The following is a 20,979-nucleotide window of genomic DNA, read 5'->3' as shown; positions in this document are numbered from 1 at the left end:
TAAAGCACGCTTCACACAACTGTGAAATTCCACGCGCAAAAAAGCCCCCGGGACCAGGACCTTTCGGATCCTAGCCGCCGGAGGCTCCTTTTGTTGTTTAACCCTACAGCTTAGCTGCTTTTACGGCGCTTGAACTGGGCGCCCTCGCTGCGCGGCTTGGGGGCTTCGGAGTAGTGGGCCGGGTTGGTGTTACCCTTGAAGCCTCCGGTCTTGTAGCTTCCGGTCTTGGGACCGCGATTGCCGGGCTTGGGACCACGGCTTTCGGCGCGCGGAGCATGTTCACGCGACGCATGTTCGCGCGAAGCATGTTCTCTGGTCGCATGTTCTCTGGTCGCATGTTCTCTGGGCGCATGATCTCTGGGCGCATGTTCACGGCGATCACCACGCGGCGCGTCCTTGGACCAATCCTTCTTGAAAGGCTTCTTGACCTGAGCCGGCTTGGCGGCGCCATTTGAGGTCACGGCGATGTGGCCGCGTTCGGCGGTCATCGGGTCGTAACGTTCGACGCGCGGTTCGGCCCGGGTGAACGGCTTGGTGTCGGCGAGCGGGCGATCGCCACGACCACCGGGGCCGCCGGACCCGGAACGGTTGCGGCTGCGCTTGTGAACGAACTCGGCGTTCGGATCGACGTGACGCGGGCCGTCGTCGCGGCGCGACTTCTGGCCAGGCTTCGGGTCGCCCTTCTTGCGGTGTTCGGGCAGGCGATCCGGGGTCGATGGCTTTTCGGTCTGGCCTGAAGCCAGGATGGCTTCGTCCAGCAGTTTCAGCGCCTGGTCCTTGCGGCGATCGAACGACGGGATGCGCTGACGCGTGACGCGCTCGATGTCCTTCAAAAGCTTGCGCTCATCGTCGGCACAGAGCGTGATCGACACGCCCGACTTTCCGGCGCGCGCGGTGCGGCCGATGCGGTGAACATAGGCTTCGGCGACGTTCGGCAGCTCGTAGTTGATAACGTGCGAAACGTTATCGACGTCGATGCCGCGGGCAGCGATATCAGTGGCCACCAGGGCACGGACCTTGCCGGCGCGGAAGGCCTGCAGGGCGCGTTCACGCTGCGACTGGTTCTTGTCGCCGTGAATGGCGGCCGCTTCGACGCCGCCGGCCTGGAGATAGGCGGCAACGCGGTCGGCCGAACGCTTGGTGCGGGTGAAGACCAGGGTGCGTTCCAGCACGGCGTCGGCGTACATTTCCGACAGCAGCGCACGCTTGCGCTGGGCTTCGATGAACAGCACCTGCTGCGACACACGTTCAGCCGTGGTGGCTTCCGGTGTGACTTCGACGCGCTTGGGATCGGTCAGAAGTTCCGACGCCAGGACGCCGATTTCCTTCGGCATGGTGGCTGAGAAGAACAGGTTCTGGCGCTTCTTCGGCAGGCGCGAGGCGACCTGGCGAATAGGCTTGACGAAACCCAGGTCCAGCATCTGATCGGCTTCGTCGAGGACGAAGCATTCGACCTGGCTAAGGTCGATCGTCTTCTGCTCGATATGGTCGATCAAACGGCCCGGGGTAGCAACCAGGATATCGAGACCGCCCAGAAGTGCCTTGTACTGCGGGCCGTACTTGACGCCGCCGTAGATGGTCGCGACTTGCAGGCCCAGGCCCTTGGAATAGGTCTTGAAGCTCTCGGCGATCTGCGAGGCCAGTTCACGCGTCGGCGACAGGACCAGGACGCGCGTCGTCTTCGGCATCGGCATCTTGCGATTGGACAGGATGTGCTGCAGGATCGGCAGGGCAAAGGCCGCCGTCTTGCCAGTGCCGGTCTGGGCGATACCCAGCAGGTCGTGGCCCTTAAGCAGGTGAGGAATGGCCTGGGCCTGAACGGGGGTTGGCTTTTCGTAGCCTTCGCGTTCGAGGGTCATGAGGAGGGTGGGCGACAGGCCCAGATCAGAAAATTTGGTCACGTAACGTGCTTTCAAACAAAGCGGGCATGCAACAACCGTCCATGCCCGGTCCTGAGGCTCAGGACGGGAGGGGACGAAGCAAGTGCGTGTACGGACTTCGAATGTGGGGCAGGCGCGTCGTGGAACGGCCTTGGAAAGCTGGCGATATGTAGTCGTAAACGACCATACCTCACGCGGCCAGCGGGCGCCAAAATCGGCGCTGCAAGTAGACTTCGCAGTTGCGAAGCGTGCCAAATGACGGGAAAAGACTCCAATGTCAAGGACAGACTTGAGAAACTGCGAAAATACCCGTTTCAAAAATCCTCGTTGTCTTCGCTTTTGCAAACGCTTTATAAACCATGGCGGCGTATGAATTTGGGCCTTGAGCCGTCTTCGCGTAACCGGTGCACGAGTGTTGTGCGTACCGCGTCTGAATTCCGGCCGCCATTCGTCTGAACTTCAAAACGCTTCACCGAGGGCCTCGTCATGACTGAACGCCCCAATCGGTCGCAAAAGGCCGAGATCATTATGCCCGATCAGTACGCCGACCGGCGTGCCGAGCCACGCTTTGCCTGCGATGACCGCGGCGCCTTGCTGTTCCTGTCGACGCGCCAGATCGTGCCGTGCCGCATCATGGACCAGTCGGCGTCCGGTGCGCGCGTCTCGCTGGCGGCTATCGGCGACCTGCCGGCGCAGATGTGGCTGATCGACCTGGATCAGAACACTGTGCGCTGTGGTACGGCGGCCTGGGCCATGCCGAACCGCATGGGCTTGAAGTTTTCCTTCGTCGCCAGCCTGAAACCGGGCGAGGCCCGGCCCGCCAAGGTGCCGCAGGAGGTTTACGACGCCTGGAAGCGACTGACCGACCAGAAAGATCCTCCCGACCAGGCCGACGACGACGTTGTCTATTTTGACTAGTGTTTTTATACCAACCCGCGAAAATCTTGACTCATCGTGGGTTGGCAAGCGCGCCAGCGTACGTTTCTGGGGCGCCCGAGCTTTTGCGAGGCGCCATGGGAGGCGCCTGGTCCGGCGTTTGAGCTGAAAAAAACGAATACCAAGCGTCATTCTTTATGAGGCTTGGTATCATACCAACCTTCGATGACCTTGACTCATCGTGGGTTGGCAAGCGCGACTGCGCGCCCGAGCTTTTGCGAGGAGCCATGCGGCGCTTGAGCTGAAAAAAACGAATACCAAGCGTCATTCTTTATGAGGCTTGGTATTTGACGTTACGTCAGCGAGCGGAACTTCAGTGTTCCATGTACCTGTTTCAGGTCTTCCAGCGCTTCTTTAGGATAACCCTTGTCGACATCGACAATAACATAGCCAAGGGTCTCGGTCGTCTTCAGATGCTGGGCCAGAACATTGAGATTGTACCTGGCCATGGTGGCGTTGATCGCGGCCAGAACACCCGGCACATTCTGGTGCAGGTGCAGGAAGCGATGGCGGCCCTCGACCTCTGACAGTTGAACGTTCGGCATGTTGACCGAGAAGGTGGTGTCACCCCGGTTCAGGAAGTTCAGCAGCCTTTCCGAGGCGAACTCGGCGATGGCCTCCTGGGCTTCCTCGGTCGAGCCACCGATATGCGGTGTCAGGACCAGATTCTTGAGCCCCATCAGCGGTGACGTGAACGGATCATCATTGGTACGCGGCTCTTCCGGGAAGACGTCGACGGCAGCGCCATAGACTTTTCCGGACGTCATCGCGGCGGCCAGGGCATCGATATCGACGATGTGGCCGCGCGACAGGTTGACGAAGATCACGCCGTCCTTCATGCGGGCGAACTGCGCCGCGCCGATCAGGTTTTCGTTCTCGCGCCGGCCGTCGACATGCAGCGAAATGACATCGGCCTCGGCCAGCACGGCGTCGAACGAGCGGTAGCGTTTGGCATTGCCCAGCGACAGCTTTTCGGCCAGGTCGAAATAGATGACTCGCATGCCGAAGGCCTCGGCCAGGATGCTGAGCTGCGAGCCGATGGCGCCATAGCCGATAATGCCCAGCGTCTTGCCGCGGACTTCGTGCGAACCGGTCGCCGACTTGTCCCACCGGCCCTGGTGCATGCCGACCGACTTGTCGGGGATGTTGCGCGTCAGGACGACCAACAATCCCAGCACCATCTCCACCACCGACCGCGTGTTGGAATAAGGCGCATTGAAGACAGCGACCCCCTTCTGCGAGCAGGCCTTCAGGTCGATCTGGTTGGTGCCAATGCAAAACGCGCCGACGGCCATCAGCTTGTCGGCATGTTCCAGCACCTTCGCTGTCACATTGGTCTTGGAGCGCAGACCCAGGATGTGAACGCCCTGGATCGCCTGAATCAGAGCGTCCTCGTCAAGAGCGCCCTTGACGGTCGACACATCATAGCCTTCCTCGCGGAACAGGCGCACGGCTTCCGGGTGGACGTTTTCCAGCAGCAGCACCTTCATCTTCGAGCGCGGAAAGGAATAGCGTCCCTGGTAGCCTTCGGCATGCAGCACTTCGTCGAACGAGGCTGCGATTTGGGTCCACTCGCAGCCTTGCGTGGCGGCCACTACCTTGGGTCGGGCGACGTTTTCGACAAAGGCATAGAAGCGCTCGGCGGCGCCGCCCTTATAGACTTCGTAGTCCGTCCAGCCATCGCCGATCATGACGATATCGCCGGCCAGGCCGAGCATGTTGACCGCGACGATCTTGCCGCCGTCCTGGGACAGCGGATTGGTCAGGTCGACGCCGATGGCGACACCGTCGACGCCCCAGATCAGCCGGTTGGCCAGGACATATTGCGAGTGGATACCGTAGTCGGCGACCACCGGATCGATAAAGTCGTGGAAACCGCCCGAGATGATGCGGAACTTGCCGGGATGTTCAAGGAACACCGCCCGGTTGCGCAAGACCGAGGCCGAGACCTTGGCCTTCAGGGCCTGTGCGAGGGCCGCGATATCGTCGCGCGTTGGTTTCAGAATCTGGATACGGCGTTGCAGGGCTTCCGAAAAGCTGATCTCCCCCGCCATGGCCTGGTCGGTCAGCGGCTTGATAAGCGCGAGGTCCGTGCGTGACGGATCAGCCAGGGCCAGCTGTTCGGCCAGGATATCCAGGGCTTCGACGCAGGTGAAGGTCGAATCGAAGTCGAGGATCAGGGTGGCGAGGTTCGGCGGGGAGAAGCTTGCATTCATGACGTACGCGCCCATGGGGTGGGCAGGGGCACACAGCTTAGCCGCAGCCCTGCCAGCAACAATTGCGCCGCAGATAAGATAAATATGTCCTCCAGACAACGCTATTATCGGCGTATTCGTTATTTCTTATGGCGACGGTGGCATATTGTCTTTAAAAGCGACGGCGACCCTGACAAAGTCGTATTCCGTGCAACCAAAACCTTCTGCATTCATGCCCGACACTTCCGAACCGACCTCTGACTATTCCGCCCGTTTCGTCATCGAAACGCACCCGGTTCACGGGCGTCTGGTCCGGCTGGGCACAACCATCGACCAGATCCTCAAGAGTCACGATTATCCGGAGGTCATCGCCAACCTGCTGGGCGAGGCCTGCGTGCTGGCCACCCTGGTCGGCGCCTCGCTGAAGTTCGAGGGGCGGCTGATCCTTCAGGCGCAAGGGTCTGGCGCGGTGCGCTATGTCGTTGCCGATTACGACACCAAGGGCGGCCTGCGCGGGTTTTGCCGCTACGATCCGGAGGAGTTGAACGCCTTGATCCTGGAAAACCAGGGCAAGTTCCAGAGCCTGGGCGCCGAGCGCATGCTGGGCAAGGGCACCTTCATCATGACGCTCGACCCGGAAGACCACGCCGAGCGCTATCAGGGCATCACCCCGATTGAGGGCGAGAGCCTGTCCCTGTGCGCCGAACACTATTTCGCCCAGTCAGAGCAGGTGCCGACCCAGATCAAGCTGGCCGTCACGGAAACGCAAGGCCTGGGCGGGCGCAGCTGGCGCGCTGCCGGCGCCATGATCCAGGCGATTGCCGGCGACGAAACGCGCGGCGAAACCCGTGAATCGTTCCAGCATATCCGCGCCCTGTTCGAGACCCTGGGCGAGGAGGAACTGACTGATTTCGACCTGACGGCCGACCGGCTGCTGTACCGGCTCTTCCATGAGGACGGGGTGCGGCTGAGTGCGCTCAAGCTGGTCCATAAGCAGTGCCGCTGCTCGCAGGAAAGGGTCGAGGGTTTGGTTCAATCCTTTACCCCCGAAGAGCAAAGTGAAATGCTTGAAGCCGATGGCATGGTGCATATCACGTGCGAATATTGCTCGAAAACGTTTTTGGTCGAGCTTTAGCAGCTTATCCTCCCCGGCAAGCGGTGGAGAACAAATAAGAAACGCCCGGCGCCAGGATAAACCCAACGCCGGGGGCTTTATACCGATGAGGACCTACGCCGCCCGTTGAAGTTTTTCCGGTGCCTGGCGAACCTGGTCTGCGATCGGCTGGACCGACGTTGCGAAGGCGTTGATGTAAAGGCTTTAGAGGTGCGCCACCGTGGTGAAATTGTCCTCGGTTTTCTCTATCAGGGCGGTCTGGAAGGCGACGAAGTCCTGCAGGGTCTTGACCGACAAGGTCTGTTTCGACACTGGGACGTAGTCGGACAGCGTCTTGCCGTAGACGTCGGTCACGGCCTTGTTGACATCGCCCAGCGCGGCCGATGCGCGCTTTCGCGGCGCGACTTAGAGCGGGATGGCTTTAGTTTGAATCGCCATCTCGCTCTAATACCAACCCGCGAAAATCTTGACTCATCGTGGGTTGGCAAGCGCGACCGCGCGCCCGAGCTTTTGCGAGGAGCCATGCGGCGCTTGAGCTGAAAAAAAGCGAATACCAAGCGTCATTCTTTATGAGGCTTGGTATAAGTTTTTGTTTTGTCGCGCAATTTATCCGAAAAGTGCTGCACACTTTATCGGATTGCGCTCTGGATACCCAAATCCGCGTAATGAAGTCGCAGGTTTTCACCCTGTTTACATAAAAATTACGTTAGGGAAACCTATCTCACGTGCCTTGCTGCACGAACGGTACCTTGGCGAACAGCTTGCGTTCTTCGCCGCGCGGGTCCAGGGCCAGGCTGGGCTTCAGATCCATCAGCAAGGTTTCGCGCCCCTCCATCGTATAGGGCCGCCATTGCGGCAGGGCGGGGGTCTGAGGTGAGCCCGTCCTGGCAAAGGCGATGAACGCATCGCTGAACAGGTCGGCCATCCGGCGCGCATCCGGACTATCCGTGGAAATGCTGTCGGGAACAGCCGTGGTGCGAAAGACCAGCGGAATGTCGATGGTGTGCGGCGCGCCGTGCTTGCCGCCGTCCTTGGGCGATTTCCAGTCGGCCTGGTAGGCATAGGTGACGGCGCCTGCCTTCGCGCGTGCCTCCAGTTCCTCGACCGCCCCGCGCCACGACCGCCCGGCCGTTGTGGCAGCAAAGAAAACGTCCGATGGCGACATATGGGGATAGAGCCGGCGATAGGTGTCGATGACGAGATAGGGGTCAATATCGACGCGGTACTGGGGCGGCAGCTTGGCCGCCAGCTCGTCCCAGGTCAGTTCGAAATTGTGCGGATCGCCCCCAAGGAAGGCCCGCGTCTCGTCGCGGGTATTGCCGATCATCATCGGAATGTCGTGCGACTGCGCCGGCGCGTCGGGCCAGAAGGGATGGCGAAACAGCACCGTCTCGTCCAGCACCGGCCCCATGTATACGCCGCCCGAGCCAATGACCGGGTCCTTGGCTTTCAGCGCAGCGACAAGGTCGGCCACCGGCAGGGTCTGGACCTTGGCCAGGCCGTCGTCGTCGGGCTTCAATCCCAGGAAGTCCAGGAACGCGGCAGCGCGAAGGGTGGCATTGCCGGGGCCCGATGCGGTGACCTGCTGGCCGCTCATGGTGGCGGCGCGATGGAACAGGCCCCTGGCCGAGGGCGTCGCCATCATGGTGGCGATCTTGGCGCCGCCACCCGACTGGCCGAAGACCAAGACCCGGTTGGGATCGCCGCCAAAGTTACGGATATTGTCGCGCACCCATTCCAGCGCCAGATGCAGATCGAGCTGGCCGCAGTTACCCGAGTATTTCAGGGTTTCGCCCAGTCCGAGCTGGCGTTCCATCCGTGCCAGATAGAGGTAACCGAAGGCGTTGAGGCGGTGATTGACGGTGACCACGACGACATCGCCCCGAAGGGTCAGGTTGGTGCCGTCATAGAGCGGGCTGCCGCCCGAACCGTTGGCATAGGCGCCGCCGTGGATGTAGACCATAACCGGCCGCGTTTTTTTTGTACCGGCTTCCGGAGTCCAGATGTTGAGGAACAGACAGTCTTCGCTTTGGCCGTAGGGGTCAGGCATACTGCCCTGGGGCGAGGCAGGACCGTAGGCAACCGCAGCAAAGGGTTTGGCCCAGGGCTCGGGTTTGACCGGTGGCTGGAAGCGTTTGGCGACGCCGTAGCGCAGGCCGAGATAGACGCCGACCCCGTCCTTGATTTGCCCCGTCACCGGTCCGGCGGTGGTTGCGACACGCGACACTGCCGACCTGGCCGACACCGGTGTCACTGCCGGGCCAGCGGCGATTGCGGTCAGGCCGGCAAGGGCGTGGCGGCGGTTCATGGTGTTGTCCCTGTGGCGGATTATTTGCCGCAAACTAGAACCAAATCAGGGTTTTGTCTTGAGATAATCGCGTCACGCGACTAGGTTTCGCCGATGACCTCGCCTGCGCCTCTTATCGACGGTTTTGGCCGTCGCATCAGCTATGTCCGGCTGTCGGTGACCGACCGCTGCGACCTGCGCTGCACCTATTGCATGAGCGAGACTCAGACCTTCCTCCCGCGGAAGGATTTGCTGACCTGGGAAGAGACGGAACGGCTGAGCCGTTTCCTGATCAGGAGCGGTGTCGACAAGCTGCGCATTACCGGCGGCGAACCCCTGGTACGCAAGGGCGTGCTCGACTTTATCGCGCGACTGGGCGAGGAGGTTCATGCCGGCCGGCTCAAGGAATTGACCCTGACCACCAACGGCACCCTGCTGGCCGGCGCCGCATCGACTCTGGCGGCGGCGGGGATCAGGCGGATCAATGTCTCGTGTGACAGCCTGAGGCCTGAGGTGTTCCGTCGTATCACCCGCGGCGGCGACCTGGCGAAAGTCCTGAACGGCATCGAAGCGGCGCAAGCCCACGGTATCAAGGTCAAGCTGAACGTCGTCGCCCTCGCCCAGGACAATCTCGCGGATATCCCTGACATCATCGCCTTTGCCCATGAGCGCGGCATGGATGTGTCGCTGATTGAGACCATGCCGCTGGGCGAGATCGAAGGCCGTGAGGCCCAGTTCGTATCGCTGGGCGAGGTGCTCGAAACCTTACGCAGCTTCTGGACGGTCGATAGTACGGCGGAAACGACGGCCGGGCCGTCGCGTTACTATCGCATCGCCGAAACAGGTGGCCGCCTGGGCTTGATCACGCCGCTGTCACATAATTTCTGCGACACCTGCAATCGGGTACGCATCACCTGCACCGGTCAGCTTTACATGTGCCTGGGCCAGGATGACCGTGTCGACCTGCGCGAACCGTTGCGTGACGACCCGAGCGATGCCGGATTGGCGCAGGCCCTGCAGCAGGCCCTGGCGCAGAAGCCGCGCGCCCATGATTTTTTCATCAATTCCAACGCCTTGCCGCCGGTTGAACGAAGCCACCGGCCGGCGCGCACCATGTCCGTGACCGGGGGATAACATGTCCGAGATAGCACAAGAAGATCTGAAGTGGCTGGGCGGCGGGCGGATCAACGCCGAGCGGCCGTTCAAACAGGTCAGCATCGCCGTCCTGACCGTGTCCGATACCCGCGACGAGGAAAGCGACACCTCCGGCGATATTCTGGCCAGGCGCATCGAAGCCGCCGGCCATCGGGTCGCCGCACGCGAGATCGTTCGCGACGATATCGACAAGATCCGCACGGTCGTAAAAAACTGGACAAGCTCCGGCGAGGTCGACGCCATCATCTCGACCGGCGGCACCGGCATCACTGGCCGCGACGTCACGCCCGAAGCCATTGAGCCGCTGATGTCCAAACGCATCGACGGCTTTTCGACCATCTTCCATATGCTCAGCTACCAGACGGTCGGCCTGTCGACCCTGCAATCGCGGGCGACCGCCGGCATCGTCGATGGCGTCTTCGTCTTCTGCCTGCCGGGCTCGAACGGCGCGGTCAAGGACGGCTGGGACAAGGTCATCCGCTGGCAGCTCGATTCCCGCCATGGTCCCTGCAACATGGTCGAGTTGATGTCGCGCCTCGACGAGCGCTGACCATGGTCCCCGATGCCATTTTGCAGGAAGATGGGCCCCTGAGACCCAATCTTGTCACGGTCGCCCACGCCCAGTACCGGGTGCGCGCCGGTGCCCTGTCTGTGGTGACGGAGACGGTCGCCCTGACCAAGGCCCTGGGCCGCGTTCTGGCCCAGGATGTGACCGCCACGCGCGACCAGCCGCCGTTCAAGGCCTCGGCCATGGACGGTTATGCCGTTCGCAGCCAGGACCTGGCGCGGCGGGTCAACCCGGCGACCTTGAAGCTGGTCGGCGAAAGCCAGGCCGGTCGCGCCTTTACGGGGAGGGTGAGCCGGGGCCAGGCTGTGCGTATCTTTACCGGCGCGGCGGTTCCGGCCGGTTGCGATGCGGTGGTGGTGCAGGAAAACACGTTGGCCGGTGAGGGCACAGTGACCATTCTCAGTGACGGTCTGAAACTGACCCGGCGCCATGTCCGCCCGACGGGTCAGGACTTCAACTGCGGTGACGTTCTGCTGAAGTCGGGGGAACGGCTGGATCCATGGCGGTTGTCCCTGGTGGCGGCAGCCGGGCTGGATCGTGTGACCGTCGCCCGACGGCCGGTGATCGCGGTGCTGTCGACCGGTGACGAACTGGTGGCGCCGGGTGAAATCCCGTCGGGCGACCAGATTTTCGAATCCGCCTCCCACGCTGTCATGGCCCTTATCAAGCAATGGGGCGGCAAGCCGGTCAGTCTCGGCGTCGGCAAAGACACCAAAAAATCGCTCCTGCGCGCGCTGAAGACGGCCGATGCTGAGTTGATCGTCACGATTGGCGGCGCCAGTGTCGGCGACCATGATCTCGTCAAGCCCGCCCTGGCCAAGCTGGGCCTTGAGCTCAGCTTCGACGGCATCAAGGTCCGTCCGGGCAAGCCAACGGCGTTCGGCAACCTCAAGGATGGCCGCCGCGTGCTCAGCCTGCCGGGCAATCCGGCCTCAGCCTTTGTCATGGCCCAGGTCCTGCTGAAAGCCTGGCTGGAGACCAGTCTCGGCATGCCGCCGCGCCAGGATTACGCCCATGCCACGACGACCGCGGCGATTGGCGCCAATGGCCCTCGCGAAGCCTTCCTGCGCGGTACATGCAGCCTGTCGTCAGACGGCCGCATGCAGGTGACGCCCTTCGCCGATCAGGATTCGTCGCTGATCACTGTCTTTTCCCGTACCGACGCCCTGATTCATCTGCCTTCAGGGTCGGAGGCGAAGTCGCCCGGCGATCTGGTCGACATCCTGCCGCTGGATCGCCTGTGATGGCTGCCCCCCGGCTTCGCGTCGCTTCCGGATTTGCCAGCGAGATCGGCAGCCGCGACGAAAACCAGGACTTTGCTGCTGCCTGTCTTGAAGACCTGCCGCGTCACCACGGTCTGGTCGCTGCCGTTGCCGACGGGGTGGGCGGAGCGAAGGGTGGGCGCGTTGCCGCGGAACTGACGGTCCGGTCCTTTATCGACGACTATCTCAGCCAGAGCGATGCCTTGCCACCGCGCAAGACGGCGGCCCGCGCACTCGAAAGCATCAACCACTGGCTCCATATCCAGGGCCAGAAGGACGAAAAGCTGAAGGGCATGTCGGCGGTCGTCACCGGCATCGTAGTCAAGGGCCATCGCATGCACAGCTTCCATGTCGGCGATACCCGGCTCTACCGACTGCGTGACGGCCAGTTGAGCCTGCTGACCAGGGATCACAAACCCGAAGGCGCCGAGGACAGCCATTACATCACCCGCGCCATCGGCATGGAGGAGTCGGTCCGGATCGACTATCGCGTCCATGACGTCGCCATCCACGACCGCATCCTGCTGAGCAGCGACGGCGTCCACGGGCCGTTGAAACTGGCCCAGATGACCGAGACCCTCAATGCCCGGGCAGCACCTGACGAGACAGCACGCCGGCTGGTCGCCGACGCCCTGGCCGCCGGCGGGACGGACAATGCCACCGCCCTGGTGATCGATATTGTCGACCTGCCACCCACCACCCTGGAGGACCTCGATGCCGTCTTCGCGAGCCTGCCGATCCAGGACCCGCCCCGGGTCGGTGATACGGTCGATGGTTTCAAGCTGGAAGCCATCCTGGCGGACAGCGACTACAGCCGGGTGTTTCGGGCGCGTGACACGATCGAACACTGCACCGCCCTGCTGAAATTTCCGCGTCAGGACACGATCGGCAGCGAGGCGACGGCGCGGGCGGCCTTTGCGCGCGAGGCCTGGGTGGCGTCGCGCGTTCATCACGTCTTTGTCGGCGGGGTCCTGACCCTGGCGCCGCAGCGCCAGACCCGTCTGTATATCGCCCAGCCGTTTTATGAGGGTGAGACCCTCGAAAAGCGATTGCTGCATGGGCCGGTGGCGCTGGCCGAAGGGCTCGACATCGCCCTGAAACTGACCAAGGCCATCGCCGCCCTGCACCGGGCCGGAATCATCCATCGCGATATCAAGCCCGAAAACATCATCCTCACCAACGATGGCGGTTTGAAGGTGATCGATCTCGGCGTGGCGCGGTTGCCGCACCTGGATACGGCACGTGTGACGGACCACGTACCGGGCACGGCCAGCTACCGCGCGCCGGAAATGTTCGACGGTAATTCGGGCGACGAGCAGACGGATATCTTCGCCCTGGGCGTGACCCTGTACCGGATGTTCAGCGGCGGCAGCTATCCCTATGGCGAAATCGAACCGTTCGTGCGGCCGCGCCTCGGCAAGGCCGAGCCCTTGACCGCCAAACGCCAGGACGTGCCCGCCTGGCTGGAGAACCTGATCTGCACGGCGATTACCCCCGACCGCGACGAACGGTTCCAGGACGGGTTCGAACTGGCCTATCAGTTGGAGAACGGGGCGCTGAGCACTGCCCAGGCGCCAGCACGAACCCAGACCTGGGCCCAGCGCCATCCGGAAAAGCTGTGGCAGGCTCTGGCGCTCTTGCTGTTTCTGCTATTGCTGGTGGTTGGGCTGGGGCGGTTGTGAGGTTTTAGAGCGCAATCCGATAAAGCGTGCAGCACTTTTCGGAAAAATTGCGCGACAAAACAAAAAGTTAGAGCGAGTTGGCGATTCTACCTAACGCCATTCCGCTCTAGCGAGTGCGGACCCTTATCTTCGCCGGTTTGTGTCTCACGCGAAGACGCGAAGAACGCGAAACGACGTTATCCTCTTCGGCGTGGCCTGTAGCAGCTCCGAAGGGCGGGCAACGCGCTGGGCGAAGCGTTCAAGATGGTTAGTGCGGCGATGCCGTTGGCCGGTCCGAAAGGAATGACGTCGTTTGGTGTTCTTCGCGTCTTCGCGTGACTCGTAGCTCTTCTTCAGTTGCCACGGGGAATGATACCCACTGTCTCCAACACCGGGCATGGGTATTATGTCTCACGCGAAGAACGCGAAGCTACGTCACCCTCTTCGGCGTGGCCGGTAGCAGCTCCGAAGGGCGGGCAACGCGCCGGGCGAAGCGTTAAAGATGGTTAGTGCATCGATGCCGTTGGCCGGTCCGGAAGGAATGACGTCGTTTCGCGTTCTTCGCGTCTTCGCGTGACCCAGAGCTTTCTTCAGTTGCCGCGGGAAATGACACCCACTGTCTCCAACACCATGCATGGGTATTATGTCTCACGCGAAGACGCGAAGAACGCGAAACGACGTCATCCTCTTCGGCGTGGCCGGCGGTAGCTCAGGAGGGCGGGTTACGCGCTGCGCGCAGCTGTAAAGATGGATAGTGCGGCGATGCCGTTGGCAGGTCCGAAAAGAATGACGTCGTTTGGTGTTCTTCGCGTCTTCGCGTGACTCGTAGCTTTTCTTCAGTTGCCACGGGGAATGATACCCACTGTCTCCAACACCGGGCATGGGTATTATGTCTCACGCGAAGAACGCGAAGCTACGTCACCCTCTTCGGCGTGGCCGGTGGTAGCTCAGGAGGGCGGGTTACGCGCTGCGCGCAGATGTTAAGATGGATAGTGCGGCGACGCCGTTGGCCGGTCCGGAAGGAATGACGTCGTTTCGCGGTCTTCGCGTCTTCGCGTGACCCAGAGCTTTCTTCAGTTGCCGCGGGAAAAGACACCCACTGTCTCCAACACCGTGCATGGGTATTATGTCTCACGCGAAGACGCGAAAAACGCGAAACGACGTCATCCTCTTCGGCGTGGCCGGTGGTAGCTCAGGAGGGCGGGTTACGCGCTGCGCGCAGATGTTAAGATGGATAGTGCGGCGACGCCGTTGGCAGGTCCGAAAAGAATGACGTCGTTTCGCGTTCTTCGCGTCTTCGCGTGAGCACACCCTTTTTCGCCAGTTGCAACGCCAGATGATCAGACTTACTGTCCTTGATTGGACGTGCGGAGGGCAACATGGCGGACGTAGAAGAGATTGCCCGCATAGCCGTAGACTGCGCCTTCCATATTCATCGCGACCTGGGACCCGGACTGCTGGAATCCGTTTACGAAGCCGTGATGGCCGACGCTCTGACGCGTCACAATCTGCTCGCCGAACGACAAAAACCTATCGATTTTACCTATGCCGGCACCTTGTTCCGCGAAGGCTTCCGCGCTGACCTTATGATCGAAGGCAAACTAATTATCGAACTGAAATCCGTTGAACGCCTGGCACCCGTGCATGGCAAGCAACTACTGACTTATCTGCGGCTGACTAACCAACCGCTCGGCCTCTTGATGAACTTCGGGACCGCCGTCTTCAAGGACGGATTGCAGAGGGTGGTCAACAACCACATGAATTTCGAGTCTTCGCGCCTTCGCCTGCACCAACCCTTCCCCTAACCGGAATCTGGCAGATGGATGGAAAATCAGTTAAAACACATAAGAAAAATGCAATAGAGCGGCGGTCGAAAGTACATTTCGCTCTCTTTTTTGTCTTTCTCGGTCTCATTTCAATTCTAATTATTGTTGATAAGATCTTTGCCGTGGGCTGGGGATATCAGTGGTGGCATTTATTAGTCGTGCATGGAATGATGCTTGGTCTTTTTTTACTCTATTTATTCTTGAAGGTAATCCGATGGATCACAAGAGGGTAGCCTTGACGCGGCGGCGCACCAGAGAGAGATAGCGGGGTCATTTATTGATTGGTCGCGACTTTTTGGAGGGGCGGATCCTTAATTCGTCACGATATCGCGGTGCTGGGGCGCCAGGGCGGCCAGGAGCTTGTTCTGGGCGTGGAAGGGGATGTCGTTCTTGTCCATCGCCTTTTGCAGATCCTCGACCAGGGCGTTAAAGCTGGCGCGGTCAATACCCAGCTGAGCGTGGGATTCTTTCATCCCTTTACCTGTGTAGGTGCAGCCACCGTTCAGAACGACGCAGAACTGCTCCACCAGCATTGTCTTGATATGGTCCTGCTTGGCGGCAACGAAGAAGTCGCGCGTGCGCGGATCGTCCAGCAGGATGAGCATAAAATCGTCGACCAGCCTGACCAGGCCGTCATGGCCGCCGAATTCGCGATACAAGCTGTCGTCGGCCGCGATGACGGGCGCTACGGCGGCGCTGTCCTTGACGGGTTCAGCCGCCAGGGCGGGGGTTGCGACAACGGCCAGGGCGAGGGCGATCAGAACGGTTTTCATAGTTTAGAATCCGACTTGCAGCGAGGCGTAAAGGCCGGTCTGGCGGCGGGTGACGATGTTGCCGAGGTCGGCATAGGCCAGGGTGACCGAGATGTGCTTGACCGGCGCATAGGCAACAAAGACGTCGAACGCTGCGTCTTCCTTCGCCACAGCCAGGTTGTCGGGCTTGGTGCGGACCTCGGCGCCGATGGCGAGTTTGCGGGTCAGCAGATACGCGGCCGAGCCTTCAAACTGGTAATGATAGTCGTCATCAATGCCGCCGAAACCGAGAATGCCGAACTGGTTGGCCTTGGTGGCGCGGATCGTGCCGTTGACCAGCAGACCCTTGGCCAGGAACAGCTTGGTGGCTGACACGTAATAGTCGGTGCCTTCGTCGTCGCGAGCACCCAAGGCCTTGACCAGGGCGCCATTCTGGTTCTTCTTGAACTGGATTCCGACCGCCACCTGGGGCAGCCAGGTGTCCTGTTCCAGAACGGCGTCGCCCAGGACCTTGACCTTAACGCCCAGAACGTCCTGGCCGATGGTATAGCCGTAGCCCAGGCCCAGGGCCGCGCCGACGGCTTCGGTGTCGAAATCCTGGTGCGACCACGAGATTTCCAGCCGGTCGTCGAGCCCGACCAGGCCACCATAGGACCGGATATCGTAGTCGGTGGTGTTGATATCGGTGGCATAGACATTGGCACCGAACTGGCCCTGTTCGCCGTAGGAACCGATGACCGCCCAAGGCGTCAATCCGCCGCCGGCCGTGCCTTCGACCGTATTGACGCCGCCGGTCAGCAGCAGCTTGCCGCTGGTATAGTCGAAGACAGATTCGGCGTGCGCCGCGCTGACGACGGGCATGAAAGCTGCCATCAGGCCCATCAGGCGGATCAAGGGCTTCATAGGGGCTCCCGCGGGTGCAGTGTCAGTGAAAACCAATCCTGCTGTAATTTCCTTAAAGCTTGCTTATACCAACCCGCGTAATTCTTGACACACCGAGGGTTGGCAAGGCCGACTGGCCGCCCGAGCTTTTGCGAGGAGCCATGGGGGGCGCCTAGTCCGGCGCTTGAGCTGGAAAAATGCGAATACCAAGAGTCATTCCTTATGAGGCTTGGTATGAGAGCGCAATCCGATAAAGTGTGACGCCACCGCACGGGCGCTCCCGTTTTCGGATAAATTGCGCGACAAAACGAAAACTCATCCCGCTCTAACCTGTTGCACGACAAAACCGACGGCAGGAAAATCCGCCCCGGAAGTCGCCTTACAAAAACTTAATGTGAAGCGCGCGGAGCCTGTGCTATCGCTGGAAGATTGTTTCACATGTACCGGTAGGCCCATGCGCGCTCTTTTCCTCGCTTTTTGTCTGTTGACCTCGCCCGTAGTGGCGACGACTGCGGCCGCCCAGACCAGCTCCAAGCCCGCGGCGCCTGCCGCCGCCTATCCGCAGGGCAAGCTGCCCGACACCGCCAAACCGACGGCTTACCGGCTGGCCCTGACCATCATCCCTTCCAAGCCGCGCTTCACCGGCCATGTCGAAATCGATGTCGTGGTCAAGGAACAGACCTCATCCCTGTTCATTCATGGCCGCGACCTTAAGGTCTCCAGCGCCACGGTGCTGCAGAACGACAAGACCATCAAAGCGAAATACACCCAGGTGGATCCGCTGGGCGTGGTCCGGCTCGACTTCGCCAAGCCCGTCGCCGCCGGAAAAGCGACCCTGGTGTTCGATTATGACGCTGCTTTCGGCGACACGGCCGCCGGGCTTTACCGCGTTCAGGTCGACGGCGAGTGGTACGTCTGGTCGCAGTTCCAGTCGATCGATGCCCGCTCCGCCTTTCCGTCGTTTGATGAGCCGGGCTACAAGACACCGTTCAAGATATCGATCATCGCCGATGAAAAAATGGTCGTGGCCAGCAACTTTCCGCGCAACAACACGCTGACTGAAGGCAAGCTGGTGCGCAGCGACTTCTACCAGACCTCGCCTCTGCCGACCTATCTGATCGCTTTTGCCGTCGGTCCGTTTGCGGTCGCCGAAGGTGTTGTCGCGCCGACGCCCCAGCGCAGCCAGCCGCTCAATATTCGCATCATGGCTACCCAGCCCAATAAGGACAAGCTGCAATATGCCTTGCAGGAAACCGGTCCGATCGTTGCCCACCTGGAGGCCTATTTCAACCAGGGCTTCCCCTATCCCAAGCTGGATCAGGTCGCTTCCCCGATCATGCCGGGCGCCATGGAAAACGCCGGCCTCGACATTTACGGCGACAACATCCTTCTGCTGGATGCCGGCGCGGACACCAACCAAAAGCGTGACTTCGGCATGATTGTGGCGCACGAGCTGTCGCACCAGTGGTTCGGGGACTATGTCACACCGGCCTGGTGGGACGACATTTGGCTGAACGAGAGCTTCGCCAACTGGATGGGTTATCGCATCGGCAACGAATGGCGTCCGGAACTGAATATCGGCGCAGGTGCTATCGACGAAGCCTTCGCCGCCATGAACACCGACTCCCTGAAGGTCGGCCGGCCGATCCGCCAGCCCATCATCAACAGCGCTGATATCGACCAGGCCTTCGACAGCATAACCTATGGCAAGGGTGGCCAGGTCGTCGCCATGGTCGCCGCCTATCTGGGTGACCAGCAGTTCCGCGAAGGCGTGCGACTGCACATGTCGCGCCATCCCCACGGCAGTGCCACGACCGACCAGTTCTTCGGCAACCTGGCCGATTCGGCGCAGAATCCCAAGGTTCTGGAAGCGATGAAGAGCTTCATCTACCAGCAGGGCGTTCCCGTGGTCGAGTTCAGCCATGTCGGCGGCTATCTGGTTGCCACGCAGTCGCGCTACACGCGCCTGGGCTCCGATCAGGCGCCGCAAACCTGGACCATTCCGTTATGCGTCCGTCGCGGCACGAACGAGAGCTGTTTCATGCTGGATCTGCCGGAAGGCAATCTCGGCGTCGACAATATCCCGGGTGAGATCATGCCCAATGCTGGCGGCACGGGTTATTATCGCTTCGCCCTGACGCCGGAAGACTGGGACAAGCTGATTGCCACTGGCGCCACTATCAAGGGCGGCGAAGGCCTGGCCGCCAGCGACAGCCTGTGGGCTCAGTTCGCCGCCGGCAAGCTGGCCCCGGCCAAGCTGATCGACTCAGCCCGTGTCATGGCCGGCAATCCCGACTCGCGCGTCGCCGTTGACGGCGGCCAGCGACTGGCCGGACTGCGCACGGCCGGCATTATCGGCGACGAAGCCGAAGTCGACTACCGTCGCGTCATGGCCGGAATCTACGGCCCGCGCCTGGCGGCCCTGGGCTTCGATCCGAAGGCGGGCGCCCACGCGTCGGATACCCCCGATGCCCAGAGCCTGCGCACCAACCTGGTCAACCTGATGGCCGATGACGCCGATGATGCCGGTATCCGCAGCAAACTGACGGCCGCTGCCGTGGCCTATCTGGGGGGCGACAAGACAGCTGTCGACCAGTCGGTTCTGGCCCTGGCCCTGGCCGTCCATGTCGAAGATGGCGGCCTGCCTGCCGCCAAGGCACTGTACGAGATGACCGTTACCTCGACGGACGAACTGTTCCGTCAGTCGGCGACGGTGGCGGTAACCCACGGCGCCACGACCGAGACGGCCAACTGGCTGTTCGGCGTGCTGCTCAGCGATACCCGCCTGCGTGCCACCGAACGCCTGCGTCTGCTGTCCGGCCTGATGGGGCAGCCCAAGGCCCGCGACGTCACCTTCGACTGGTACAAGGCCAATTATGACGCGCTCTCCAAGGGCATCGGCATCTTCTCGGCCTCGCGCCTGCAGACCCTGGCTGGTGGCTACTGCTCTGCCGCGCGGGCTGACGAACTGGATGCCGCCCTGCGGTCGAAAGTCGTTGCGGCCGGCCGTGGTACCCTGTCCTTCGACCGTACCCTCGAGAGGGTCCGTAGCTGCGGCGTGCTCAAGGACGCCAAGGCTGGCGAGGTCGCCGCAGCGTTCAGGGCCGCCTCATAATACCAGTCGGAAGACGCAAAAAATCAGGCGGCAAGGCTTCGGGCCTTGCCGCCTCTTTTTTACGGCGCGCTCTCCATGGCCGGATCGTAATCAGCCAATGGGAGGTTCAGGAACGTCCAGATATGTGGGTAGAGCCCGTCGCGAGCCAGGGTGTTGTGTTCCGAGCCCGGCATGTGGACGAAAGTCTTGGGATCGTTGGCGAGGGTGAACAGCTTCTGACCCTGGTGGAAGGGTACGACGCTGTCGCGGTCGCCATGCGCAATTAGCAACGGCATATGGACGTCCTTGATATAGGTCCGGCTGCGAAACTGATCCTTCATCAGCAACGATACCGGCGCAAAGGGATAGCGTTCCTGGGCGACATCGGAAACGGCGGTGAAGGGCGCTTCCAGCACCAGGGCACGCGCCGGGCGTTTCGAAGCGACATAGGTCGCAACGCCTGATCCCAGCGAATGGCCATGGATGACGATGTCTTCGTCCCTGAACCCCTGTTGGCGCAGCCAGTCATAGGCGGTCAGGCCGTCGGTGAACAGGCCGGTCTCGGTGGGCTTGCCGGTCGAATGCGAATAGCCGCGATAGGCCAGGGCCAGGTAGCCAACCCCTTGTTTGTGCATCCGGACATAGCGCCACTTGCCCATGGTCAGGGTGCTGCCCTGGCCGTGGAAGAAGAGAATGACCGGTTGCCCCGGTTGCGGCGGCTCGTACCAGGCCTGAAGCGTCTCGCCGTCGGGGGTTTTGAGCCGCAGGTCCTGGATCTTCAGGCCTTGAATCGGCTGGTTGGATTCGGGCTGGATGGAATAGAGGATACTGCGCTGGGCGAAATAGAGGTAGCCGACAACGCCGGCATAGGCGGTGGCGACGACGACCACCATGCTGATCAGGAAGCGGCGCAGGATAAGCCAGTAGCGGTTCATAGCGGTTCTTTCAGAAGACGGTGGCGGCGACAACCTCTGCTCTCGGCTGGTGAACCTGGGTCAGGGCAATCACCGCAATTTCCAGGGCGCGGGCGAGGAGGCCACCCAGTACGATTGTCTCCATCCACTGTCCCGAAAAGCGGTCACTGAACGCGCCGACGACGGCGGTGCCACGGCCATCGCGGTGGCGCCAATCGACCCGATCATCACATCCAGTCCGGCGAGGATCAGCAAGGCAATCATCAAGCCTTGGCCGCTTTTTAGAGCCTTGCAGTTTCTGCATTTTCCGCTCCCTCGCACGCCACTTAACCGCGACCGCGGAAGGTGCGCAACTGCAATTTCATCAAACCAGTTTACAAAACAAACTAGTTGGCATATACATCGACGCCATCGGACGCGGGTCCGACGCTTACAGCGCGTTTTAACGGGTAG

At 61.4% G+C, this 20,979-nt stretch carries 16 protein-coding genes; 8 read left to right on the top strand and 8 right to left on the bottom strand.

The genetic code is table 11. From position 1 onward, the window contains the following. Positions 1 to 110 precede the first annotated feature (110 nt). Entirely contained in the window at positions 111 to 1,901 is a 1,791-nt protein-coding gene (locus ABAC402_RS23115; RefSeq protein WP_023448022.1) for a DEAD/DEAH box helicase, read from the bottom strand. Positions 1,902 to 2,366: 465 nt separating this feature from the next. Between ABAC402_RS23115 and ABAC402_RS23110 the strand changes: the two genes are divergently transcribed. Then, on the top strand, positions 2,367 to 2,798 hold the full coding sequence (locus ABAC402_RS23110; protein ID WP_023448021.1) for a hypothetical protein: 432 nt from the start codon (positions 2,367 to 2,369) through the stop codon (positions 2,796 to 2,798). 311 nt (positions 2,799 to 3,109) lie between these two features. On the opposite strand, the gene serA is transcribed toward ABAC402_RS23110, so the two are convergent. Next, a complete protein-coding gene (gene serA / locus ABAC402_RS41070; RefSeq protein ID WP_031235091.1) occupies positions 3,110 to 5,032 on the bottom strand; it encodes a phosphoglycerate dehydrogenase in 1,923 nt (640 codons plus the stop codon). Positions 5,033 to 5,243: 211 nt separating this feature from the next. Here serA and ABAC402_RS23100 point away from each other — a divergent pair, with 211 nt between their 5' ends. Beyond that, on the top strand, positions 5,244 to 6,146 hold the full coding sequence (locus ABAC402_RS23100; RefSeq protein ID WP_023448019.1) for an Hsp33 family molecular chaperone HslO: 903 nt from the start codon (positions 5,244 to 5,246) through the stop codon (positions 6,144 to 6,146). Between the two features lie 183 nt (positions 6,147 to 6,329). Here ABAC402_RS23100 and ABAC402_RS40075 read toward each other — a convergent pair whose 3' ends face one another. Both ABAC402_RS40075 and ABAC402_RS23095 read right to left on the bottom strand, forming a co-directional pair. Beyond that, positions 6,330 to 6,479 carry a hypothetical protein gene (locus tag ABAC402_RS40075; protein WP_023448018.1) on the bottom strand — a complete coding sequence of 50 codons (150 nt, stop codon included), beginning with the start codon at positions 6,477 to 6,479 and terminating at the stop codon, positions 6,330 to 6,332. A gap of 367 nt (positions 6,480 to 6,846) precedes the next feature. Further along, the gene (locus ABAC402_RS23095; RefSeq protein WP_023448017.1) at positions 6,847 to 8,433 is read right to left on the bottom strand and encodes a carboxylesterase/lipase family protein; all 1,587 of its coding nucleotides are present in this window, start codon (positions 8,431 to 8,433) and stop codon (positions 6,847 to 6,849) included. Positions 8,434 to 8,526: 93 nt separating this feature from the next. On the opposite strand from ABAC402_RS23095, the gene moaA reads away from it, so the two are divergent. From moaA to ABAC402_RS23070, 5 genes are all read left to right on the top strand, one after another. Next, positions 8,527 to 9,546: a GTP 3',8-cyclase MoaA gene (gene moaA, locus ABAC402_RS23090; RefSeq protein WP_023448016.1), complete on the top strand. Its 1,020-nt coding sequence runs from the start codon at positions 8,527 to 8,529 to the stop codon at positions 9,544 to 9,546. 1 nt (position 9,547) lies between these two features. Continuing rightward, on the top strand, positions 9,548 to 10,117 hold the full coding sequence (moaB, locus tag ABAC402_RS23085; protein WP_023448015.1) for a molybdenum cofactor biosynthesis protein B: 570 nt from the start codon (positions 9,548 to 9,550) through the stop codon (positions 10,115 to 10,117). A 2-nt stretch (positions 10,118 to 10,119) separates the two neighbouring features. Then, positions 10,120 to 11,379, top strand: coding sequence for a gephyrin-like molybdotransferase Glp (glp, locus tag ABAC402_RS23080; RefSeq protein WP_023448014.1), 1,260 nt, complete (start codon positions 10,120 to 10,122; stop codon positions 11,377 to 11,379). Beyond that, entirely contained in the window at positions 11,379 to 13,079 is a 1,701-nt protein-coding gene (locus ABAC402_RS23075; RefSeq protein WP_023448013.1) for a bifunctional protein-serine/threonine kinase/phosphatase, read from the top strand. The genes glp and ABAC402_RS23075 overlap by 1 nt, the downstream gene beginning before the upstream one ends. A 1,358-nt stretch (positions 13,080 to 14,437) precedes the next feature. Next, positions 14,438 to 14,863: a GxxExxY protein gene (locus ABAC402_RS23070; protein WP_023448012.1), complete on the top strand. Its 426-nt coding sequence runs from the start codon at positions 14,438 to 14,440 to the stop codon at positions 14,861 to 14,863. A 332-nt stretch (positions 14,864 to 15,195) separates the two neighbouring features. Here the strand turns inward: ABAC402_RS23070 and ABAC402_RS23065 are convergent, their stop codons facing one another. Both ABAC402_RS23065 and ABAC402_RS23060 read right to left on the bottom strand, forming a co-directional pair. Beyond that, on the bottom strand, positions 15,196 to 15,657 hold the full coding sequence (locus ABAC402_RS23065; RefSeq protein ID WP_023448011.1) for a group 1 truncated hemoglobin: 462 nt from the start codon (positions 15,655 to 15,657) through the stop codon (positions 15,196 to 15,198). A 3-nt stretch (positions 15,658 to 15,660) separates the two neighbouring features. Next, positions 15,661 to 16,539 carry a DUF3034 family protein gene (locus ABAC402_RS23060; RefSeq protein WP_023448010.1) on the bottom strand — a complete coding sequence of 293 codons (879 nt, stop codon included), beginning with the start codon at positions 16,537 to 16,539 and terminating at the stop codon, positions 15,661 to 15,663. A gap of 433 nt (positions 16,540 to 16,972) precedes the next feature. Between ABAC402_RS23060 and ABAC402_RS23055 the strand changes: the two genes are divergently transcribed. Beyond that, the gene (locus ABAC402_RS23055) at positions 16,973 to 19,633 is read left to right on the top strand and encodes a M1 family metallopeptidase (RefSeq protein ID WP_023448009.1); all 2,661 of its coding nucleotides are present in this window, start codon (positions 16,973 to 16,975) and stop codon (positions 19,631 to 19,633) included. Between the two features lie 59 nt (positions 19,634 to 19,692). On the opposite strand, the gene ABAC402_RS23050 is transcribed toward ABAC402_RS23055, so the two are convergent. Next, on the bottom strand, positions 19,693 to 20,547 hold the full coding sequence (locus tag ABAC402_RS23050) for an alpha/beta hydrolase (protein WP_023448008.1): 855 nt from the start codon (positions 20,545 to 20,547) through the stop codon (positions 19,693 to 19,695). Positions 20,548 to 20,557: 10 nt separating this feature from the next. Then, complete coding sequence (locus tag ABAC402_RS40070) at positions 20,558 to 20,830, bottom strand: hypothetical protein (RefSeq protein WP_023448007.1); 273 nt, start codon at positions 20,828 to 20,830, stop codon at positions 20,558 to 20,560. Positions 20,831 to 20,979: the final 149 nt, after the last annotated feature.

Origin of the sequence: Asticcacaulis sp. AC402, assembly GCF_000495835.1 — a bacterium.
Classification (GTDB): domain Bacteria; phylum Pseudomonadota; class Alphaproteobacteria; order Caulobacterales; family Caulobacteraceae; genus Asticcacaulis.
The sequence above is the reverse complement of the archived record's forward strand: the minus strand, read 5'-3'. Positions and strand labels throughout refer to the sequence as shown.